1 protein-coding gene is annotated in these 641 nt (G+C 64.4%); it reads left to right on the top strand.

Annotated features, from left to right (window positions below):
- The first annotated feature begins 56 nt into the window (after window positions 1-56).
- A complete protein-coding gene (locus tag AC0T5L_RS27155) occupies window positions 57-623 on the top strand; it encodes an NADPH-dependent FMN reductase (RefSeq protein WP_476168340.1) in 567 nt (188 codons plus the stop codon).
- The last annotated feature ends 18 nt before the right edge of the window (window positions 624-641 follow it).

Below are 641 nucleotides of genomic sequence, written 5' to 3'. Positions count from 1 at the left end.
TGTAAACTGGGTGCGGGTTTTTTGTGCATGAGCGGCTTTGGAGTGTGGGTGTGACGATGTGGACGGTACTGGGTATTTGCGGTAGCCTGCGCCGGAATTCCTATAACGCCGGGCTGTTGCGCTTGGCCGACCGGAGCAATCCCGACATTTCCGTGATCGGTGCTGGCCTGGCCGGTCAGCTTCCCTTGTTCAACCCCGACCTGGACAACGACGAGGACCTGCCGGATACCGTCGCGGAGTTCCGGTCGTGTGCCGACCGTTCCGAGGGTGTGGTCATCGCGGCCCCCGAGTACGCGCACGGCCCCTCCGGGGCCACCAAGAACGCGATGGACTGGCTGGTGGGTTCCGGGGGGCTCGCTGGGAAGCCGACCCTTCTCATGAGTTCGTCACCGGGGCAGGCGGGGGGTATGCGCGGTCATCTTGCGCTGATTCCCACGCTGACCCTGATGGGGAGCATTCTGGTCGACTCGGTCACGGTCTCCGGGGCTCCCGCCCGGGTGGACGCCCATGGTGAGTTCTGCGATCCGGCGGTGCTGGAGCGGGTCCGGTTGTCCATGGACGAGATGGCCACCGCTTTGTCCTACTCCCAGCAGAAGAAGTCAACGGGTCTGCTCCTCGACTAGACCATGACCGGACACCGG

The organism is Nocardiopsis sp. TRM 82005, assembly GCF_056312425.1.
The sequence above is the reverse complement of the archived record's forward strand: the minus strand, read 5'-3'. Positions and strand labels throughout refer to the sequence as shown.